Origin of the sequence: Tundrisphaera macrotermitis, from assembly GCF_051175315.1 — a bacterium.
Lineage (GTDB): Bacteria > Planctomycetota > Planctomycetia > Isosphaerales > Isosphaeraceae > Tundrisphaera.
Map to the genome: position 1 here is coordinate 1,145,048 of NZ_CP195100.1, position 18,072 is coordinate 1,163,119.

Below are 18,072 nucleotides of genomic sequence, written 5' to 3' on the forward strand. Positions count from 1 at the left end.
TAGCGGCCCTCCCACGAGCCTCGGTATCGATAATTGCCCTGGCCCGGATCGGGCGAACTGCTAGACTGCCGCCGCTTCCCTCCCCCGGGGGATCTGGGGCAAGGCGTACCTTGTCCCGGCACTTTCCGCGTCGGGATGAGACCTCATGCTCCAGCGTCGGCGATGGATCGCCTGGCTGATCCCGGCCATCGGCTTCGCCCTCGGATGCCCGGCCTTTGCCGATGAACCCGGGCCCCGGACCCGGCTCAAGGTCCCGCCCGGCCTGCCTCGCTATGCGATCGAGGCCCGGCTGGACATCCCCGGCCGGCGGGTCGAGGCCCGCGAGCGGGTCGTGTTCACCAACCGGACCAACGTCGAATTGTCGGAGTTGGTGTTCCACGTCTACCCCCGGCACCGGGTGGCCGAGGCCGACCGGCTCAAGACCGGCAAGACCCTGGAAGTCCTCCGCCTGAGCCCCGAGGAGGCGATGGACGCCGAGGGGCGCAGGCTCACGGTCGACTCCGCGACGATCGCCGGTAAGCCGGCCGTCGTGGCCTTCGACCCCTCCAACGACACGATCATGGCCGTCCCGCTGCCCGCTCCGGTCAAGCCGGGCGAGACGGCGACCGTCGAGATCGCCTTCGTCGTGGACCTGCCCGACTTCTGGGGCCGGTGGGGGCATCACAAGGGGGTCACTTACCTCCTGAACTGGTACCCGGTCCTGGCCCACGTCGACGACAGGGGCTGGGAGCGGACCCCGTTCGTCCCCTGGCACCAGCCCTGGCACCAGGAGGCCGGCCATTACTCGGTCCGGTTCGACCTGCCCGAGGATCAGGTCGTGGCGTCGACCGGCCGGATCGTGGACACCGACGCGGCGGGCCCTGGCCGCAAGGCGATCACCATCGAGGCGGCCCCGTCGCGCGACTTCGCCTTCGTCTGCTCGAATCGGTTCGAGTCCCTGGAGAAGAAGTCCGGCCCGACCACGATCCGGGTCGTCGGCTTCCCCGAGGACCGCGCCAATGCCGAGGCCGCCCTCACCTACATGGGCGAAGTGATCCCGCTCTACGAAGAGTGGTTCGGGCCGTATTACGACGAGGAATTCGAGATCGCCACCTCGTTCTTCGGCTGGAACGGCAACGAGTGCGCCGGGCTGGTCCTGATCGACGACCGGGTGATGAAGCTTCCGGAGGCCGGCACACGCTACCTGGACCACCTCGTGACCCACGAGACCTTGCACCAATGGTTCTGGAACGTGGTCGGGACCGACGGCTACGCCGAAACGTTCATGGACGAGGGGATCGTCAACGGGGTGACCGCCCGCCGCCTCGACGAGAAATACGGCCGCAACGCCCCCATCGTCACCTGGGGCAAGTACCTGAACTGGATGCCGACGATCGGCCGCGAGGACATGCGGCTGTCCGGCTACTACGGCTGGAAGGCACGCGGCGGGGGCGGGTCGGCGATCCGCAACCTAGGCGAACTCAGCGACCTGGGATCCCTGTTCAGCCTGGCCTACGACCGCGGCGGCAAGGTGATCAACATGGTCGAGAATCGCCTCGGTCCCGATCGCTTCTTCGCCTTCTTCCGCCAGGTCTACCAGCAGTACGCTTTCGGGACGTTCCACTACGCCGAATTGAAGCGTGACCTCGCCGCGTTCGACCCGGGGACCGACTGGCCGAGGTTCCTGGACGACTGGCTGGTCGAGCACAAGGATACCGACTGGGCCGTGGAGCGCGTCGACGTCGGCTACGCCGCCCCCGGGTCCCCTTCCCGCCCGGTGGTGATCCGCCTCCGCCAGCGGGGCGAATTGATCGAGCCGACCGTGGTCGCCTGCCGGGCCGGCGAATCGGAGTTGCGGATCCCGATCTGGCCCGATCGGGGCAGCTACGACGTCCCGGACGCCCACGTCAACCGCGAAGGCGACACCTGGACGGTGACCCTCAACGCCCCGGACCGGCCGACGCAGGTGGAGGTCGACCCGGACCATGCCTTGCTGGACGCGGTGCCGGACAACAACCGCTGGAAGGGGGAGATCGCCTGGCGGGTCACGCCGCTGATGACCCCGCTCGACCAGGCGTCCACGTTCCAGGCGTTCGACCGCCCCTCGGTGGTGGCCGGCCTGTTCGTCGACCAGTACCAGAGGGGTGGCTTCAAGGTGGCCGTCACCCGGCTCCAGAAGTACCAGCTCACCGCCTGGGCCGGCACCGAGCCCGCACTTCGCGAGGCGATCTTCGGCGGGCAGTTCCAGTTCCTCCACTTCCCCTGGCCGCGTTGGAATGCCGGTGTCTTTTATGAGCAGGGGCTCTACAACTTCTACAACGACAAGCAGCACTCGGGCGGGCGGATCTTCGCCCGCAACCGATTCCTGGAGTCGGCCAGCAACCTGACCGAAGACGCCGGGTTCTACGAGTTCTACTACGGCTTCGGCAATGAATTCTGGCAGGGAGATGACGGCCGCCCGGTCGACAAGCCGTTCGCGGCGGTCGGGGCCCGGTTCCGGCTCAATACCCTCTATCCGGTCTGGAACCCGGAGGGGGGCCGTTTGATCGACGCGACCGTGGAGTACGGCGACCGCGCGATCGGATCGACCTTCGACTACGTCCGGATGTCGCTCGAATATGGGATCGTCCGCTCCCTGCCCGCGAACTGGGGCTACCTGTCGCGGACCCGGATCGCGGTACGCGGCTACGGCGGGCTCGGGTTCCCGGACAACGTGCCCTACTTCCGGCTGGGCGGCGGCCGGAGGCTGCGGGCCCTGGACCTCCAGCAGAATATCGGCAGTTCGGTCTGGCTGGGGACCGTCGAGTGGCGATTCCCGCTCTGCTCCGACCTCGAATATCGCGCCCTGGACCGGTTCGTCGGCCTCCGGAATGTGCTGGGGACGGTGTTCTACGACGTGGGCCAGTCCTACCTCCAGGGGGAGTTCAGCCCGGTGGTCCACGGCGTCGGGTTCGGGATCGGCGTGGACGTGGCCCTGTTCTCGTTCATCGAGCGGGCCGTGGCCCGGATCGACATCGCGCAGCCGATCGGGACCGGCAATGGCCCGGTCCTCTGGTTCGGCCTGAATCAATCATTCTGAGGTCAGACGGCGTTGCGCGACTCGCCGATCCGCTTGAGGTGGCGTCGGGCCTTGGCCAGGATCGGGCCGACCGAGTTCTCGGGGATGCCGAGTTGCTTGCCGATCTGGCGGTAGTTCAGGTACTTGAGGTGGTAGAGCCGGACCACGTCGGCCTCGCGCTCGGGGAGGTGGGCCAGCATCCGCTCGACCTCTTCGGCGGCGATGATCGGCTCGGCCTCGCCCCCCTGGTCGTCGTCGACGCTGGAGCGGTGCGCCGTGGAATGGCCGAGCTCGGCCTCGCGGAATCGCTTGATGACCTCGCGGACGCAGACCCGTCGCGCGACCACCGTCAGGTAGGTGGGCAGCGAGCTGACCCCCTTGAACTGGCGGAGCACCTGATAATCGTCGTCGACAATCGCCAGGAAGATCTCGGCGGCCAGGTCCTCCACGTCGGCCTCGGATAGTTCCACGCTGCGGGCGTGGCCGACATGCCGGATCACGTGGTAGATCAGGCCCATGTAGCGGTCGACGAAATCGTTCCAGGCGCGCGGCTGATGGCGCAGGCAACGGTCGAGCAATTGTCGATCGATCTCGCGCAACGGCACGGACGGGCCTCCTCATCCGGGCGACGCGACGGGTCCAGGTGATCCGCCGAGGGGGACTCGGGTCGATTGTCGACGCCGGTTTAACGATTTTATCCCATCGAACTCAAGGAGCAAGAAAACCCCGGCGAGGATGATGGTTCGTCGGACGATCGCCCGGGGATGGGTCTCGCCCCGATTCCGGTTCCGACAATCCCCCCGGCCGGTTAGAATCGGCTGGATCGAAAGGGACGGGCCGGCGCGATGGGACCTGTCCCCACTCGTTTGGGAGGTGTCGCCTTGGATCTTCCGCAAAATCCCCCGAAAATCCTGATCGCCGACGACAACGTCCAGAACGTCGAGCTGCTGGAAGCGTACCTCAGCGGGATCGATTGCGAGATCCGGACCGCCATCGACGGCGAGGACACGCTCCGCGTGGTCGAGGAGTTCCGCCCCGACCTGCTCCTGCTCGACATCATGATGCCGCGGCTGTCCGGCTTCGAGGTCTGCATCAAGCTACGGGCCAACCCCGCCACGCGTGACCTCCTGATTTTGATGGTCACCGCGCTGGACGAACCGGCCGACTTCGAGCGCGGCGTCCAGGCCGGCACCGACGACTTCTTGACCAAGCCGGTCAACAAGGTGGAACTGCTGTGCCGGGTCAGGAGCCTGCTCCGGGTCCGCCACCTCAAGAGCCAGCTCGAACGGACCCTGGCGTACCTCTCCGAGGTCGAGACCGCGAGCCGCGTCGCGGCCCCGTGATCGTTGTCCCCTCCGCCTTGACCGAAAGATCGCACCCGATGCCCAGTCCGCCCCGCGTCGTGATCAAGCCCCGACGCGCCCGCCCGTTCTTCGCCCGCCATCCCTGGGTCTTCGCCAACTCGATCGAATCGGTCGAGGGGGCACCCGAACCCGGGGACGAGGTCGCCGTCGTCAGCCATGAAGGGAAATTCATCGCCCGGGGCCTGTTCAACCCCCGGAGCGCCATCCGGGTCCGCCTCTACCGCTGGGAAGACGCGCCGATCGACGATGCGTACCTGGCCGGGCTGATCGACGACGCGCTCCGGCTCCGCACCGACATCCTCAAGCTCGAAGGCCCCGGGACGGCCGCCCGCCTGGTGTTCAGCGAGTCGGACGGCCTGTCCGGGCTGATCGTCGATCGCTTCGACCGCCATTTGGTGGTCCAGTTCACCAGCCTGGCCCTGCACGCCCGCCGCGACTTCCTCCTGGCCCGCCTGGTCGAGCGGACCGGGGCGGAGAGCGTGACCCTCCGGGGGGAGAAGGGGATTCCGTCCCAGGAAGGGCTCAAGATCGAGGACGGCGTGGCCTTCGGCACCGCCCCCGACGGTCCGATCGAGATCGTCGAGAACGGCGTGACCTACGCCGTCGGACTCGGCACCGGCCAGAAGACCGGGTTCTACCTGGACCAGCGCGACAACCGCCGCGCCGCGTCGGCCCACGCCGCCGGCAAGAACGTCCTGGACCTGTTCTGCTATACCGGGGGCTTCTCGCTCCATGCCCTGCTGCAAGGCGGGGCGGCCTCGACGCTTGGGTTCGATTCGTCCAGCAACGCCATCGAGCTGGCCCGGGCCAACGCCGTCCGCAACCACGCCGGGTCGGCCCGGTTCGAGGTGGCCGATGTCTTCGATGCTTTGGAAACGCTCAAAACCTCCGAGCAGACCTTCGGGCTCGTCATCTGCGACCCGCCCAAGTTCGCCCGCCACGCCCGAGACGTCGAGGACGCCGTGCGCGGCTACCTCCGGCTGAACCGGGCGGCGATCCACGCGGTCGAGCCGGGCGGGATCTTCGTGACCTGCTCGTGCTCCGGGCTGGTGGGCCGCGACCTGTTCCTGGACATGCTTGGGCAGGTCGCCGAGCTGTCGGGCCGGCGGATCCAGATCCTCGAACAGCGCGGGCCGGCGGCCGACCACCCGGTCTCCGCGTCCTGCCTGGAGTCCGACTACCTGAAGTGCGTGATCGCCCGCGTGCTCTGATCGGCGGCGGGCCCGGGGGATGTTTCGAGCATGGCGAAGTCGTGGACCGCGTCGGAGATCGCCCTGGTGAACGGGTCGACGGGTGATCCCGGCCTGTTCATCGACTACCCCGGGCGCGACGACGCCATCCTGTTCGATGCGGGCGACAACGCCCGGCTCGACGCGGACCGGCTCGGCGACCTCGGGGCCGTGTTCATCACCCACCACCACGTCGACCACTTCATCGGACTCGACCGGATCGTCCGCGCGAACCTGGACCGGGACAAGACGCTCCGGATCTACGGGCCGACCGGGACGATCCGCCGGGTTTTCGACCGGATCAAGAGCTACCTCTATCCCGACTTCGGGTCGATGAAGTTGGTGCTCGAACTCCACGACGTCGAGGCCGGCCAGATCAAGGCCGCCACCTTCGGCGACTGGAAGCGGTTCCCCGAGCCCGAGCCGACCCTGATCGAGTGGGAAGGGCCGACGCTCCTGGAGATCCCCGAGTATCGGGTCGAGGCGGCCTTCGCCGACCACACGGTCCCCTGCCTGGCGTTCGCGCTGGTCGAGATGTCGGGCTTCCACCCGGACCGAGCCCGCATGCAGTCCGGGCCGCTCCGCCCGGGGCCCTGGGTGGGCCGGGTCCTGGCCGGGCTCCGCGCCGAGGAGCCGGCCGACACCCCGATCGAGATCGACGGCGGCCGCTGGACCCTGGGCGACCTGGCCGCCCGCTACTTCGGTCGGACCCCCGGGGCGCGGATCGCCTACATCACCGACACCTGGATGAGCCCGATCGTCCGGCCCGACCTCCTCCGCCTGGCCCACAAGGCGACCCGGCTCTATTGCGACGCCTACTACGCCTCGAAGCACCTCAAGCAGGCCGAGAAGTACCGCCACATGACGGCGGCCGGAGCCGCCGAACTGGCCCGCGACGCCCGGGCCGAGTCCCTGGTCCTGATCCACTTCGCGGCCCGCTATCAGGGGGCCTATGAGACGCTGCTCGACGAGGCCCGGGCCATCTACCCGGCCGCCTCGGCCGAGATCCCGGCCCGCTGAATTCCGGGAGCATCGGCCAAGATTCCGGGCGAGACGGCGAATCATGAGGGTGTGACGCCGGGGACCGAAACGCCAGAAGGTGAGGCCATGAGCATCGAGCTGACCGGGGACGCTACAACCGAAGAACCGACCCGGGATGATGAGGCCGCGACCGGGGACGATCCGGGCGATCGCAAGCCGGCGGCCGAGATCACCGCCAGGGACGCCTGCGAGCGCCTCCGCCGGGGCGAACCGATCAGCAACGCGCGGATCGTCGGCCTCCACCTCCGGGGCGACTTCGACCTCCCGATCAAGCTGAGCCGGGTCGAGCTGATCAAGCCCCGGTTCGAGAAGGCGCGCTTCGCTGGGTGCGTGGAGCTGGATCGGTGCAAGCTGATCCGGCCGGTCTTCGGCAAGAAGGCGGTGTTCGCCCAGGGGCTCGACCTCCGCGGCTGCCTGCTGGTCGCGGCGATGTTCCGCGAGACGACCGTGGCCGGCAAGGCCCTCCGGTGCGACGGGATGCGGACGCTGGGGACGTTCACGGCGGTGGCCTGCCGGTTCGAGTCCGAGGTCCGGTTCTGGGATGCCCGGTTCGACGGCTGGGCCGAATTCACCAAGTGCCACTTCCTGGCGAGCGCCGACTTCCGGAGCCTCCACGCCGAGCAGGGGTTCAAGCTCCTCGAATGCCAGTTCGCCGGCGACGCCCTGTTCCGTGGGGCCTCGTTCCCCAAACGCTGGGACGCCGAGAAGTCGCGGTTCGAAGGGCTCCTGGACCTGTCCCGGGCCAAGTTCCACGACTTCGCCTATCTGGAGGCGATCGAGCAGGGTCCGGGCCACCGGATCGCGTTCCACAACGCCCTGGCCGAGCGGATCCTGATCCGCCCCGAGCAGGTCGAGGGCCGCCTGGCCAGCGAGCAGGCCGGCGAGTACGAGACGGCCATGCACGAGTATGGACTCCTGAAGAAGAACTACGAGAACCTCCATCGCTACGAGCAGGAAGACTGGGCCTTCTACCGCTTCAAGGTCAATCAGCGCCGCTGCTGCCAGCGGTCGTGGCGACGCCCGTGGAGCAAGTGCTCGCAGGGGGCCGACTTCCTGTTCCTGGACCACGGCTGCGGTTACGGGACCAACCCGGCGAGGGCGGTGCGTGCGGCATTGCTGATCATCGCCGCATTCGCGGTGATCTACATGATCGGCGTCGAAGGGCTGAACGTCGAGAAGCCGCCGTTCGGCGACGATCCGAAGACCCTGCCCAACCGCGTCATGATCGGGTTGCTGACCAGCGTGTCGGTGTTCACCTCGGGGTTCGGGAGCCTGAAGGATGCGGCGCGAGGCTGGATCAACCTGCCCCTGATCGCCGAGTCCCTGCTCGGGACCCTGCTCTGGGGCCTGTTCATCGTCGCGTTCAGCCGCAAGGTGATCCGCTGAGGCAGGGCGCAAGATCGGGGGATGACCGGACGCGGGGGATCGGTTAGGGTGCGGCCCGGACCCGACCCCCGCGATGGAGCCCCCGGCGATGACGCCAAGACGCGAGTTTTACGCCTTCATGATCGCCCTCGCCGCGATCGTGGTCGGCTTCTTCCACGAATCGCTGCTGCTGGGACGCGTCCTGAGCCCGGCGGACGTCCTGTTCGCTTCCGCCAGCTTCCGCGAGATCAAGGGCCCCGGGTACGAGCCGGCCAACCGGCTGCTGATGGACCCGGTGTTGCAGTTCCAGCCCTGGATCGAGTTCAACCGGGAGTTGGTCCGGTCGGAGCGGCTCCCGCTGTGGAATGACCGGGCGGGGTGCGGGGCCCCGCACCTGGCGAACGGGCAGGCGGCGGTGTTCGACCCGTTCCAGCTGTTCGCCTACCTCGGGAGCCTGCCCGAGGCGTATGGCCGGATGGCGGCGGCGCGGCTGTGGTTCGCCGGGCTGGGGATGTTCCTGCTGGCCCGGGCGTGGGGGCTGGGGGCGTGGGGCCGGTGGTTCGCCGGGCTCACGTTCCCGTTTTGCGGGTTCCTGGTCGGGTGGCTGCTGTACCCGGTCACCAACGCGGCGATCTGGCTCCCCTGGTGCCTGCTGGCGACCGACGGGGCCTGGGATCGGCCGTCGTGGCGGTCGGCCGGGCGGATCGCCCTGGCGACGGGCGGGACCTTGTTGGGCGGGCACGTCCAGACCGCGGCGCACGTCCTGCTGGCGATGGGTGTTTATGCCGCCTGGCGGGCGTTCAGGCCGGGCGGGTCGTGGCGGCCGGCCCGGTGGTGGGTGGTGGGCGTGGCGTTGGGAATCGGGATCGCGGCGGTCGAGATCGTCCCGCTAGGGGCCTACCTGGCCCGGAGCCCGGTCTGGGGGGATCGCGACCGCGAGCGGGTGCCGGCCTGGGCGCTCGCGCGGCCTCGCCCCCTGGATGCGCTCCGCACCGCCCTGCCCTACCTGTATGGGAGCCATCGTCGCGGGCAGCCCAACCTGGCCAAGGCGGTCGGGGTCCACAACCTCAACGAGACGGCGGGCGGGTTCGCCGGGCTGGCGACCTTGATCTGGCTCGCCCCCCTCGCCTGGTCGGCCCGCCGCGACAACCCCCGGGTCCGGTTCCTGGCCGGGCTGACCCTGTTCGGCCTGCTGGCGGCGTTCCAGTTCCCGCCGGCCGACAACCTGCTGCGGGCCCTGCCCGTCCTGAAAGTGACCGACAATCGCCGGCTGACCCTCTGGGTCGCCTTCGGATTGGCGCTGCTGGGCGGGATCGGGCTCGACCGCCTGTCCGAGGTCCGGCGCGGGGGGCTCTGGAGGAAGGCGGCGATCGCCTGGCTGGCGGCGTCGGCCGTCCTGCTGTGTGCGGCGCTGGCGATCGGCGGCTTCGCCCCGACGATCCGCGCGCGGGCCGAGGCCCACTACCTCCGCGCCGCCGAGGAGACGCCGGGGGCCGACCCCGCCGCCTATCGGGCGATGGCCCGACTCCGGGCCGACGAGACGCTTCGGTTCGTGCCGGTCTACCTCGGCCTGGCTGCGGCGCAGGGGATCACCCTGACCGTCCTGATGGCCGCGCTCCGGCGTCGATCGATCTCCGACGACGCCGGTCGTGCGATCCTGCTGGGGATCACCGTGGTCGACCTGTTCGGCTTCGGCTTCGGGCTGAATCCGGCGATCGACCCGGCCGACGACCGACCGGTGCCCCCGGTGATCGCCGACCTTCAACGGACCGTGGGGCGATCCGGGCGGATCATCGGCGTCGGGGCCGAACTCCCGCCCAACGTCCTGATGCGTTACGGGCTGGCCGACGCCCGGAACTACGACTCGGTGGAGATGGCGCGGAGCCTAGACTGGCTGGCCCCGCTCTACCCGCCCGGCCCGACGGCCCGGACCAGCCGCAGGACGATCACCTGGGCGCGGGTCGCCGGGGCCCGCGACCGCCTCCGCGAGGCCGGGGTGGTCGCGGCGGTGGGGGCCGACGAGCCGCCCCCGGGGCTGTTCGCGCGGGTCGATCGGGTGGGGTCGACGTGGGTGGCCCGGCTCGATGCCGAGCCCCTGGTGGGCACGATCGGCGATGCCACGCTGGGCGAGGTGGCGGGCGGGGACGGGCGTTGGCGGATCGCCGTCGACGTCGGCGAGGCGGGGCCGGCGCGGGTCGTGGTGCGTCAAACATTCGACCCCGGATGGCGGGCCGAACTGGACGGCGAACCCGCGTTGGTGGAGGCGCATCGCGGGGCGTTCCTGGCGATCGAAGCCCCGCCCGGCAAGCATGCCATCTTGCTCACCTATGAGCCCGTTGAGGTGAAAATCGGCGTGATTTTCTCGGCATTGTCGCTGGCGATGGGGGTTTTCGCCTTGACGCGTTCCGGCCCCTTCCGATCTAGTGGAATCGTTGTCCAACCGCTTGGACGGACCCAGGCGAGCGGGTTAGAATCGGACTCTCCCCACATCCCGGACGACCCGACCGGCGAACGCAACGAAGGATGAGACGCTGATGGTCCACTTCACGTGTGATCTTTGCGGCAAGGATCTGACCGGCTCGGCCGATCCCCGCTACGTGGTCAAGATCGAGGCCTACGCCGGCTTCGACCCGACCGAGATCACGGGGGCCGACCTCGACGACGACCACATGGAGGCGATCTCCGAGATCCTCTCCCGCGACGAGGGCCTCAGCGCCGAAGAGCTCGACGCCAAGGCCCGCAAGGGCTTCCGCTTCGACCTCTGCCCCTGCTGCCACGAGAAGTTCCTCAAAGACCCCCTCGGGCGCGAATATGCCCGCCCGTTTGATTTCAGCAAGAATTGATCCCAGATTTCTTCATGGCGAGATTCAAATGGGAGGCGGAGCGATGGGTCAGGCCACGAAGAAGTCGAATCGCCTCCAGACCGACGAGAAAGGGCGGATCATCTGGCCGGCCGAGACCGAGGAAGAACGGCTGGCCCGGATCAAGTCGGCGTTGGAAAGCATCGAGGCGATCAAACTCATGACTGACGATGATCCTCCCGGCGCCTCCGACCTCGTATTCTGGAAGGCCATGGATGAAGACCGGCCCGATCGCCCCCTCTTCAAGGATCTCTACTGACGGTGGCCCGATTCATCCTCCAGGACGCCGGGGTCGTCGGGCTCCTTTGCTCGGCACCAAGCCTTCCCAATGTCGCATCCGCGCTGGAATGGCTCTCCCGCCGGGTGGCCCGCGACGCGAAGATCGTGCTCACGGACCTCACCGACTACGAGGTGCGTCGGGAACTCGATCGACTCGGGGCGATCAAGAAATTGGGCCGTCTCGAAAGACTTCGCGATGAGTCCCTCACGATCGGGGTCTCCCACGAAGCCTGGGTCAAAGCGTCCGAGTTCTGGGCCATCACCCGACGAGAGGGGAGGCCGACCGCCGACCCGCACTCCCTGGATGGCGACACGATCCTGGCCGGGGTCGCGGCGACAGTGGGCCCACCAGGCGACTCGGTGACGATCGCGACGACCAACGTCGGCCATCTGTCGCGATTCCCCGGGATCGACGCCCGCTCGTGGGAATCGATCGAGGCCTGATCAGGGGGTAAAGTCGGGTGGACTTCGCCTGCCATCCTGGGCCCGAGCGGTGGGCGCTGCCCACCCGACATCGATCGCGGGCATCGGTAGAGGTGTGATCGCTTGCAGGTCGCAATTCACCCGCTGAGCCGCCACATGATGCAGCCGCAGGGGGGCGGGGCCCGGAAGGCCGCCTGGTCGATCCGGTTCAAGGGCCAGTAGAAGCCGGCCAATGCCTGGTGGAGCGAGAGGTCCTGGGATGCGGCGGCCTCCGCGGACGGGACGTAGAGGAAGCCGTCGAGGCCGAACTCGGGGGCCTCGGCCATCCCCCGGCGCGAGAGCCAGCCGTAGCTGGCGACATAGGCCAGGAGGAGTGCGGCCGACAATCCGCGCACGATGAGCCGCCGCGTGCCGACGCGGAGCCAGGCTTGCCGCATCATCGAGTCAGCAGGACGAGGATGTTGGTCAGGATCGACAGGCCGAGGAAGCCGGCGAGGGCGGCGATGATGGTGTTTCGGCTGTTGACGTATCCGGCCATCTGAACGCGCTCGGATTCGGAGACCGGGACGTCGACGACGGTGTCCTCGGAGAAGTCCCCCTCGGCGAGCCCGGCGAGCGAGTCGCTCTTCTGCCCGGCGATCATCGGGCTCTCGCCCTGGAGCAGGCACTTGAGGTCGAGGATCAGGTCGTCGGGGCTGCGGTAGCGGTTGTCGCGGTTGCGGGCCATCATCGTCTCGACCACCACGCCGACGCCGCTGGACAGGCGAGTGTTGATGTGGTCGGGCGGGACGAGGTGAGCGTTCTTGTCGACGTGCTTCCGCATGACCTCCTGCGGCGTGTCGCCCGGGTAGGGGACGCGGCCGGTGACCATGTGGTAGAGGGTGGCCCCGAGGCTGTAGATGTCGCCCCGGATGTCGACGTCGACCTGCCCGCGGACCTGCTCGGGGCTGATGTAGTAGGGGGTGCCGATGGCCATGCCGGCCTCGGCCATCGCCCACTTCTCGTCGGCCGTGAGCCGGGCCAGCCCGAGGTCGGCGAGCTTGACGTCGCCCCCCTTGGTCAGGATCACGTTCTCGGGCTTGATGTCGCGATGGATCAGCCCGCGCTCCTGGGCGTGCTTCATCGCCTCGGCCACGGCCAGGACGATCTTGATGGCGACCTTCTCGTCGAAGACCTTGTTCTTGTCCAACTCGTCCTTGATCGTCGGCCCCTCGACGTACTCCATCACGAAGTAGTGGTGGCCGTCGACCTCGCCGGCGTCGATCGCGTTGACGATGTTGTTGTGCTGGAGCTTGGCGGCGATCTTGGCCTCGCGCTCGAACCTTTTGATGAACTCCTTGTTCACCGCGAGCGCATCCAGCAGGACCTTGACGGCGACGATGCGGTCGACGCTGGTCTGCTTGGCCTTGAAGACCAGGCCCATCGAGCCCTTGCCCAGCCGTTCGATGATCTGATAGCCGGGGATCTCCAGCTTCCGCCCGCCCTCGCTGCCGACCTCCTTGAGGAGGCGCTGCATCTGGTTCCGGGTGAGGACCTTGGCGTCGACCATGATGTCCATCAGGCCGCGCTGATCGTCCTTGGCGGCGAGCTTGGCGCGGAGGGCCTTGCAGGCCTCGACCTCCTGGGGCGTGGCCAGCCCGCGGCGGAGGATCGACTTCTCCATGTTGAGTTCGCTGACGCCCGACAGGCCCCGGGCGTCCTTCGCGGGCGGATTGCTCTCGGTGGATGTCGCCATCGGGGCGTCTCCCGGGGGGCTGCGATTGACTGGCTACGGAATCGGAAAGGCAAGCGGCCGGACGCCGCTCGATGCGAGAGATGGATCGGAGCGGGCGAGGGGCCGGGATCGGGCCGGGAGATGACCCCGGCTTCCCTTCGCGCATCCGCGAAATCTAGTATGCGGCGGCGGCCCGCATTGTCAACGGATTTCCCCCCGCGGCGTGACGACGGGCCGACGCGTCACGCGGGGGGCGGGCCGTCGGCGATGATCCCACGCCGCAAGGACTTCCGGCCAGATTAGGCGATTCGGAGACTTGCTCGCCACAGCATCGCATGGCCGGACGGCGATTGTTTCTCCTCGCCTGGCCCGCGGCGGGGCGCCCGGTTTGCATGCGGCCGGGCCGCCTTGACGCTTGACACACGATTCCTGGCGGATACAGTCGGGTCCGGTGATGGGAGGCGGCGGCCCGCCGATGCGCGGGCCGCGGGCAGATCGTTGTTCGATTCGGGTGCGGAGGCGGACTTGGCGACGATTGGCGTGATCGCTGGCGATGGTGTCGGGCCGGAGGTGGTCCGCGAAGGGTTGGCGATCCTGGAGGACGTCAAGGGGCTCGACGGGCTCAGCTTCGACCTGCCGACCTTCGACATCGGCGGGGAGCGATATCTGAAGACGGGCGAGGTTCTGCCCGACTCCGTGCTGGAAGACCTCCGCAAGTGCGATGCCCTCTACCTGGGGGCGGTGGGCCACCCCGGCGTGGCCCCGGGGATCCTGGAGAAGGGGATCCTTCTCCGGCTCCGGTTCGCGTTCCACCAGTACATCAACCTCCGCCCGGTCCGCCTGTTCCCCGGGGTCGAGACCCCGATCAAGGGCAAGGGCCCCGAAGACATCGACATGGTGGTGGTCCGCGAGAACAACGAGGACCTCTACGTCGGCGCCGGCGGGTTCACCCGCAAGGGGACGCCCGAGGAGGTCGCCATCCAGACCTCGATCAACACCCGCGCCGGGGTCGAGCGCTGCCTCCGCTATGCCTTCGACCTGGCCCGCACGCGCGGCAAGTCCCGCACGTTCCCCGGGCTGGCGGCCGGCAAGACCGGGCTGGTGACCATGGTCGCCAAGACCAATGTCCTGACGTTCGCCCATGACCTGTGGGCCAGGACGTTCGCCGAGGTCGCGGGGGACTACCCGGAAATCCAGACCGACTACAATCACGTCGACGCCTGCTGCATGAGGATGGTCGTCTCGCCGGAGCGGTACGACGTGATCGCCACCACCAACATGTTCGGCGACATCATCACCGACCTCGGGGCCGTGCTCCAGGGCGGGATGGGGCTGGCCGCCTCGGGCAACCTCAACCCCGACCGCACCGCCCCCAGCATGTTCGAGCCGGTCCACGGCTCGGCCCCGGACATCGCCGGCAAGGGGATCGCCAACCCGATCGCCGCGATCCTCTCCCTGTCGATGCTCCTAGAGCACGTCGGCGCGCCGAAGGGTGCCGCCGCCGTCCGCGCCGCGGTCTCCCAGGTGCTGGCCGCCGGGACGCCGAAGACCCCCGACCTGAAGGGCACCGCGACCACCGCCGAGGTGGGCCGCGCCGTCCGCGATGCCTTGGCCGCGCCCCAGGAGGGCCGAGCGACCTGATCGCCCGAGCGAGTTCGCGGCCGACGCCCGCCCGGGCCCGGCCGCCGATCTCCCGAGGGCACCGGCGGGATCCACCGATCCCGCCCCGACGACCGTTCGCGTGCGACCCACCCCGAACAACCGTCCCCGCCCCTCGGGAGAGCCTCGTTCATGAGCCTCGCCGCCTGCCCTCCCCTCGAAGCCAGCGTCCTGGTGCTCAACCGGGGCTACCTGGCCATCCACGTGATCCCGGTCCGTCGCGCGTTCTGCCTGCTGTTCAAGGAGTTGGCCGAGGTCGTCCTCCTGGACGACGGCCGCTACCAGACGCACGACTTCCACAGCTGGCGCGAGGTCTCCGAGGCTCGGGCCCGTTTCAAGGACCCCGACGACGACTTCATCCGGACGATGAGCTTCGAGATCCAGGTACCCCGGGTCATCCGCCTGCTGACCTACGATCGGCTGCCCCGGACCCGGGTCAAGTTCAACCGCCGCAACCTGTTCGCCCGCGACGGCAATCGCTGCCAATACTGCGGCAAACGGTTCCCCGCCGCCGAGCTGAGCCTCGACCACGTCATGCCCCGGAGTCGGGGCGGCGGCATGGACTGGGAGAACATCGTCTGCGCCTGCCTTCGCTGCAACGTCCGCAAGGGGGGCCGAACCCCCGCCGAGGCGGGGATGAGGCTGATCAAGGCCCCGGTCCGCCCCAAGACCAGCCCCTCCCTCAGCCTGAAGCTGGCCCATCGCAAATATCAAAGCTGGAAGATGTTCCTGGACGAGGCATACTGGACCGTCGAGCTGAAATAACGCTCCGCCGGGCGAGGTGCGGCGGCCACAGGGCCGCAATCCGCGCGGGGAGATGTTGGCAGGCTTGCATGCGATGGAGTACCCTGAAGGGGAGTCGTCCTACGTTCGTACGCTCCCCCCCTCCCACCGTGCGTGAGGATCGTCCCATGCGTCGAAGGTTCAGCGAAGGTCCGAGGTCGGGGTTCACCCTGATCGAACTGCTGGTCGTGATCGCGATCATCGGCGTTTTGGTCGCCCTCATCATGCCCGCGGTCCAGTCCGCGCGCGAGGCGGCCAACCGGACCCAGTGCATCAACAACCTCAAGCAGCTCGGGCTCGCCTCGCAGGAATACCACGACTCGTTCGGCAATTTCCCGGCCGGGTGGTATTGCGACAGCGTCAATGACACGTTGAACTGCGTGCCGACCGGTGCCACGCCCGCCATGTGGAACGGGATGACCGGGCTGTTCCTCAAGATGGAGCAGGGCAACCTCTTCAACGAGCTGAACTTCTCCCTGCCGCCCAACGAGATCAGCAACGTCACCGGCGTCCGCCGCACGATGAACGTGTATGTCTGCCCGTCGAATCGCCATGCCCAGGCCACCACCGGGACCACCGCGAACTCGACCACGACCGCCTCCAAGGCGTTCGGCCCCTCGGACTATCGCGGCAATCTGGCGGCGGGCTACAACCCGGACATCGTCCCCGCCTATGCGGCGGGCAGCACCGACCCGACCAACACCACCGACAACGCCACCCCGGCGCTCCCGGTGCTGGGGATCTACGACAACGGGACGACCTACCAGAATTCGACGACCAGCATCGCCGACATCACCGACGGGACGACCAACACCATCCTGATGGGCGAGACGATCATCGGCACCTGGGCCCAGGGAACCGACTGCTGCGTCCGGACCACCGTCGACCGCACGATCAACAAGCCGATCGTGAGCAACGGCAAGAATTCCTACACCTACTGGTCGAGCAAGCACCCCGGCCTGGTCAACTTCCTCAAGTGCGACGGCAGCGTCAGCACCGTCACCAATCAGATCAACAAGACCGTGCTCGTGAAGATGATGACCCGCGCCGGCGGCGAGGCCCTCTCGGACGACCAGATCCGCTGAGCCCGGCCGGCCCATCCCGATTCGAAACGAAAAAGCCCCGATCAACCTCGGGGCTTTTTTCGTGCGATGGATCGTCGCCGCCCGGCCGGGAGGGCCGGGGTCAATCCTTCTTCTTGCAGCCCGGGCCTTCGAGGGCGGCCTTCTGGTCGGTGATGACCGGCCACTTGGGGGCTTCCTCGGCGTTCAGGGCGATGCAATCCTTCCACTCGTCGGGGACGTTATCTTCCAGGAAGATCGCCTCGACGGGGCATTCCGGCACGCACGCCTCGCAGTCGATGCACTCATCGGGATTGATGTAGAGCATCGTGGGCCCCTCGTAGAAGCAATCCACGGGGCAGACGACGACGCAGTCGGTATATTTGCAATCGTTGCACGGATCGGCGACGACGTGGGCCATTCCCTGCTCTCTCCTGTTCAATGACCGTCGTTCGAGGGACGGTCGGGGGATCGGCCTCGATCGGCCCGGCGGCCGAGCCGTTATCTTAGGGCATTTATCGAGGGAGGGTCAAGGGCGCGGACCCCCTCCCCTCCATCGGCCGGGATCGGGTCAGGACTTGACCTTCCGCTTGATGCTCTTGATCGTCACGACCTTGACCGGGACGTCGCCGTTGGGCAGGCCGCGGGCGTCGAGCTTGGTGGTCGTTTGGACCTTGGCGATGGCGTCAACCACCTCCATCCCGTCGGTCACCTTGCCGAAGGCGGCATAGCCCCCGCCGTAGTTGTCGAGGTTGGCGTTGTTGCCGTGGTTGATGAAGAACTGAGAGGTCGCCGAGTTGGGGTCGCTGGTCCGGGCCATGGCGATCGTGCCCCGGGCGTTGCTGATCCCGTTGCCCGACTCGTTCTTGATCGGCGGCATCGCCCCTTCGGTCTTCTCCTGGAGTCGGCCGTTCACCTCGGTCATCCCGCCGCCCTGGATCATGAACCCGGGGATCACCCGGTGGAAGATCAGGCCGTCGAAGAAGCCCTTGTCGACGTACTGGAGGAAGTTGGCCACGGTGGTCGGCGCCTTGGCGCGGTCGAGTTCCACGGTGATCGGGCCGGCCGAGGTGTCGATGACGACCACCGGGTTCGGGTCGGTGTCCTGGGCCGGGGCGGGCGTCGCGGCGGCCCCGGCGAGGGCGGCCAGGGTCAGGACGTTGGCGATCATCGAGCGTCGTCGCATGGCGTGGGGTGAACCTCAAATGGGGAGAGGGACGAGATCCCGTCTCGTCGGGGCGGACCGGAGCCCGAAT

The 18,072-nt window shown here is 68.2% G+C and carries 17 protein-coding genes; 12 read left to right on the plus strand and 5 right to left on the minus strand.

Annotated features, from left to right (window positions below):
* The first annotated feature begins 145 nt into the window (after positions 1 to 145).
* A complete protein-coding gene (locus TA3x_RS04960) occupies positions 146 to 3,058 on the plus strand; it encodes a M1 family aminopeptidase (RefSeq protein WP_435018999.1) in 2,913 nt (970 codons plus the stop codon).
* Between the two features lie 2 nt (positions 3,059 to 3,060).
* Here TA3x_RS04960 and TA3x_RS04965 read toward each other — a convergent pair whose 3' ends face one another.
* Positions 3,061 to 3,642 carry an RNA polymerase sigma factor gene (locus TA3x_RS04965; RefSeq protein WP_435019000.1) on the minus strand — a complete coding sequence of 194 codons (582 nt, stop codon included), beginning with the start codon at positions 3,640 to 3,642 and terminating at the stop codon, positions 3,061 to 3,063.
* A gap of 276 nt (positions 3,643 to 3,918) precedes the next feature.
* On the opposite strand from TA3x_RS04965, the gene TA3x_RS04970 reads away from it, so the two are divergent.
* From TA3x_RS04970 to TA3x_RS05005, 8 genes are all read left to right on the plus strand, one after another.
* A complete protein-coding gene (locus TA3x_RS04970) occupies positions 3,919 to 4,380 on the plus strand; it encodes a response regulator (RefSeq protein WP_435019001.1) in 462 nt (153 codons plus the stop codon).
* A 38-nt stretch (positions 4,381 to 4,418) separates the two neighbouring features.
* Positions 4,419 to 5,612, plus strand: a complete 1,194-nt coding sequence (locus tag TA3x_RS04975) for a class I SAM-dependent rRNA methyltransferase (protein WP_435019002.1) — start codon at positions 4,419 to 4,421, stop codon at positions 5,610 to 5,612.
* 30 nt (positions 5,613 to 5,642) lie between these two features.
* Positions 5,643 to 6,650 (plus strand): MBL fold metallo-hydrolase, encoded by a 1,008-nt coding sequence (locus TA3x_RS04980; RefSeq protein ID WP_435019003.1) that lies wholly within the window; start codon positions 5,643 to 5,645, stop codon positions 6,648 to 6,650.
* Positions 6,651 to 6,737: 87 nt separating this feature from the next.
* The gene (locus TA3x_RS04985; protein WP_435019004.1) at positions 6,738 to 8,057 is read left to right on the plus strand and encodes a hypothetical protein; all 1,320 of its coding nucleotides are present in this window, start codon (positions 6,738 to 6,740) and stop codon (positions 8,055 to 8,057) included.
* Positions 8,058 to 8,145: 88 nt separating this feature from the next.
* Complete coding sequence (locus TA3x_RS04990; RefSeq protein WP_435019005.1) at positions 8,146 to 10,563, plus strand: hypothetical protein; 2,418 nt, start codon at positions 8,146 to 8,148, stop codon at positions 10,561 to 10,563.
* Between the two features lie 7 nt (positions 10,564 to 10,570).
* Positions 10,571 to 10,879 carry a hypothetical protein gene (locus TA3x_RS04995; RefSeq protein WP_435019006.1) on the plus strand — a complete coding sequence of 103 codons (309 nt, stop codon included), beginning with the start codon at positions 10,571 to 10,573 and terminating at the stop codon, positions 10,877 to 10,879.
* Positions 10,880 to 10,922: 43 nt separating this feature from the next.
* A complete protein-coding gene (locus TA3x_RS05000; RefSeq protein WP_435019007.1) occupies positions 10,923 to 11,156 on the plus strand; it encodes a hypothetical protein in 234 nt (77 codons plus the stop codon).
* Between the two features lie 2 nt (positions 11,157 to 11,158).
* Positions 11,159 to 11,620 (plus strand): type II toxin-antitoxin system VapC family toxin, encoded by a 462-nt coding sequence (locus tag TA3x_RS05005; RefSeq protein WP_435019008.1) that lies wholly within the window; start codon positions 11,159 to 11,161, stop codon positions 11,618 to 11,620.
* A 116-nt stretch (positions 11,621 to 11,736) separates the two neighbouring features.
* Here the strand turns inward: TA3x_RS05005 and TA3x_RS05010 are convergent, their stop codons facing one another.
* Together TA3x_RS05010 and TA3x_RS05015 are read right to left on the minus strand one after the other, a co-directional pair.
* Complete coding sequence (locus TA3x_RS05010) at positions 11,737 to 12,039, minus strand: hypothetical protein (RefSeq protein WP_435019009.1); 303 nt, start codon at positions 12,037 to 12,039, stop codon at positions 11,737 to 11,739.
* Positions 12,036 to 13,334 carry a serine/threonine protein kinase gene (locus tag TA3x_RS05015; protein ID WP_435019010.1) on the minus strand — a complete coding sequence of 433 codons (1,299 nt, stop codon included), beginning with the start codon at positions 13,332 to 13,334 and terminating at the stop codon, positions 12,036 to 12,038. Before TA3x_RS05015 ends, TA3x_RS05010 begins: the two co-directional genes overlap by 4 nt.
* A gap of 504 nt (positions 13,335 to 13,838) precedes the next feature.
* Here TA3x_RS05015 and TA3x_RS05020 point away from each other — a divergent pair.
* From TA3x_RS05020 to TA3x_RS05030, 3 genes are all read left to right on the plus strand, one after another.
* A complete protein-coding gene (locus TA3x_RS05020) occupies positions 13,839 to 14,954 on the plus strand; it encodes a 3-isopropylmalate dehydrogenase (protein WP_435019011.1) in 1,116 nt (371 codons plus the stop codon).
* A 150-nt stretch (positions 14,955 to 15,104) separates the two neighbouring features.
* Positions 15,105 to 15,737 carry an HNH endonuclease gene (locus TA3x_RS05025; protein WP_435019012.1) on the plus strand — a complete coding sequence of 211 codons (633 nt, stop codon included), beginning with the start codon at positions 15,105 to 15,107 and terminating at the stop codon, positions 15,735 to 15,737.
* A 146-nt stretch (positions 15,738 to 15,883) separates the two neighbouring features.
* The gene (locus TA3x_RS05030; RefSeq protein ID WP_435019013.1) at positions 15,884 to 16,840 is read left to right on the plus strand and encodes a DUF1559 domain-containing protein; all 957 of its coding nucleotides are present in this window, start codon (positions 15,884 to 15,886) and stop codon (positions 16,838 to 16,840) included.
* Positions 16,841 to 16,940: 100 nt separating this feature from the next.
* Here the strand turns inward: TA3x_RS05030 and TA3x_RS05035 are convergent, their stop codons facing one another.
* The gene (locus TA3x_RS05035) at positions 16,941 to 17,237 is read right to left on the minus strand and encodes a 4Fe-4S binding protein (protein ID WP_435019014.1); all 297 of its coding nucleotides are present in this window, start codon (positions 17,235 to 17,237) and stop codon (positions 16,941 to 16,943) included.
* 150 nt (positions 17,238 to 17,387) lie between these two features.
* A complete protein-coding gene (locus TA3x_RS05040) occupies positions 17,388 to 18,002 on the minus strand; it encodes a peptidylprolyl isomerase (protein WP_435019015.1) in 615 nt (204 codons plus the stop codon).
* Between the last annotated feature and the right edge of the window lie 70 nt (positions 18,003 to 18,072).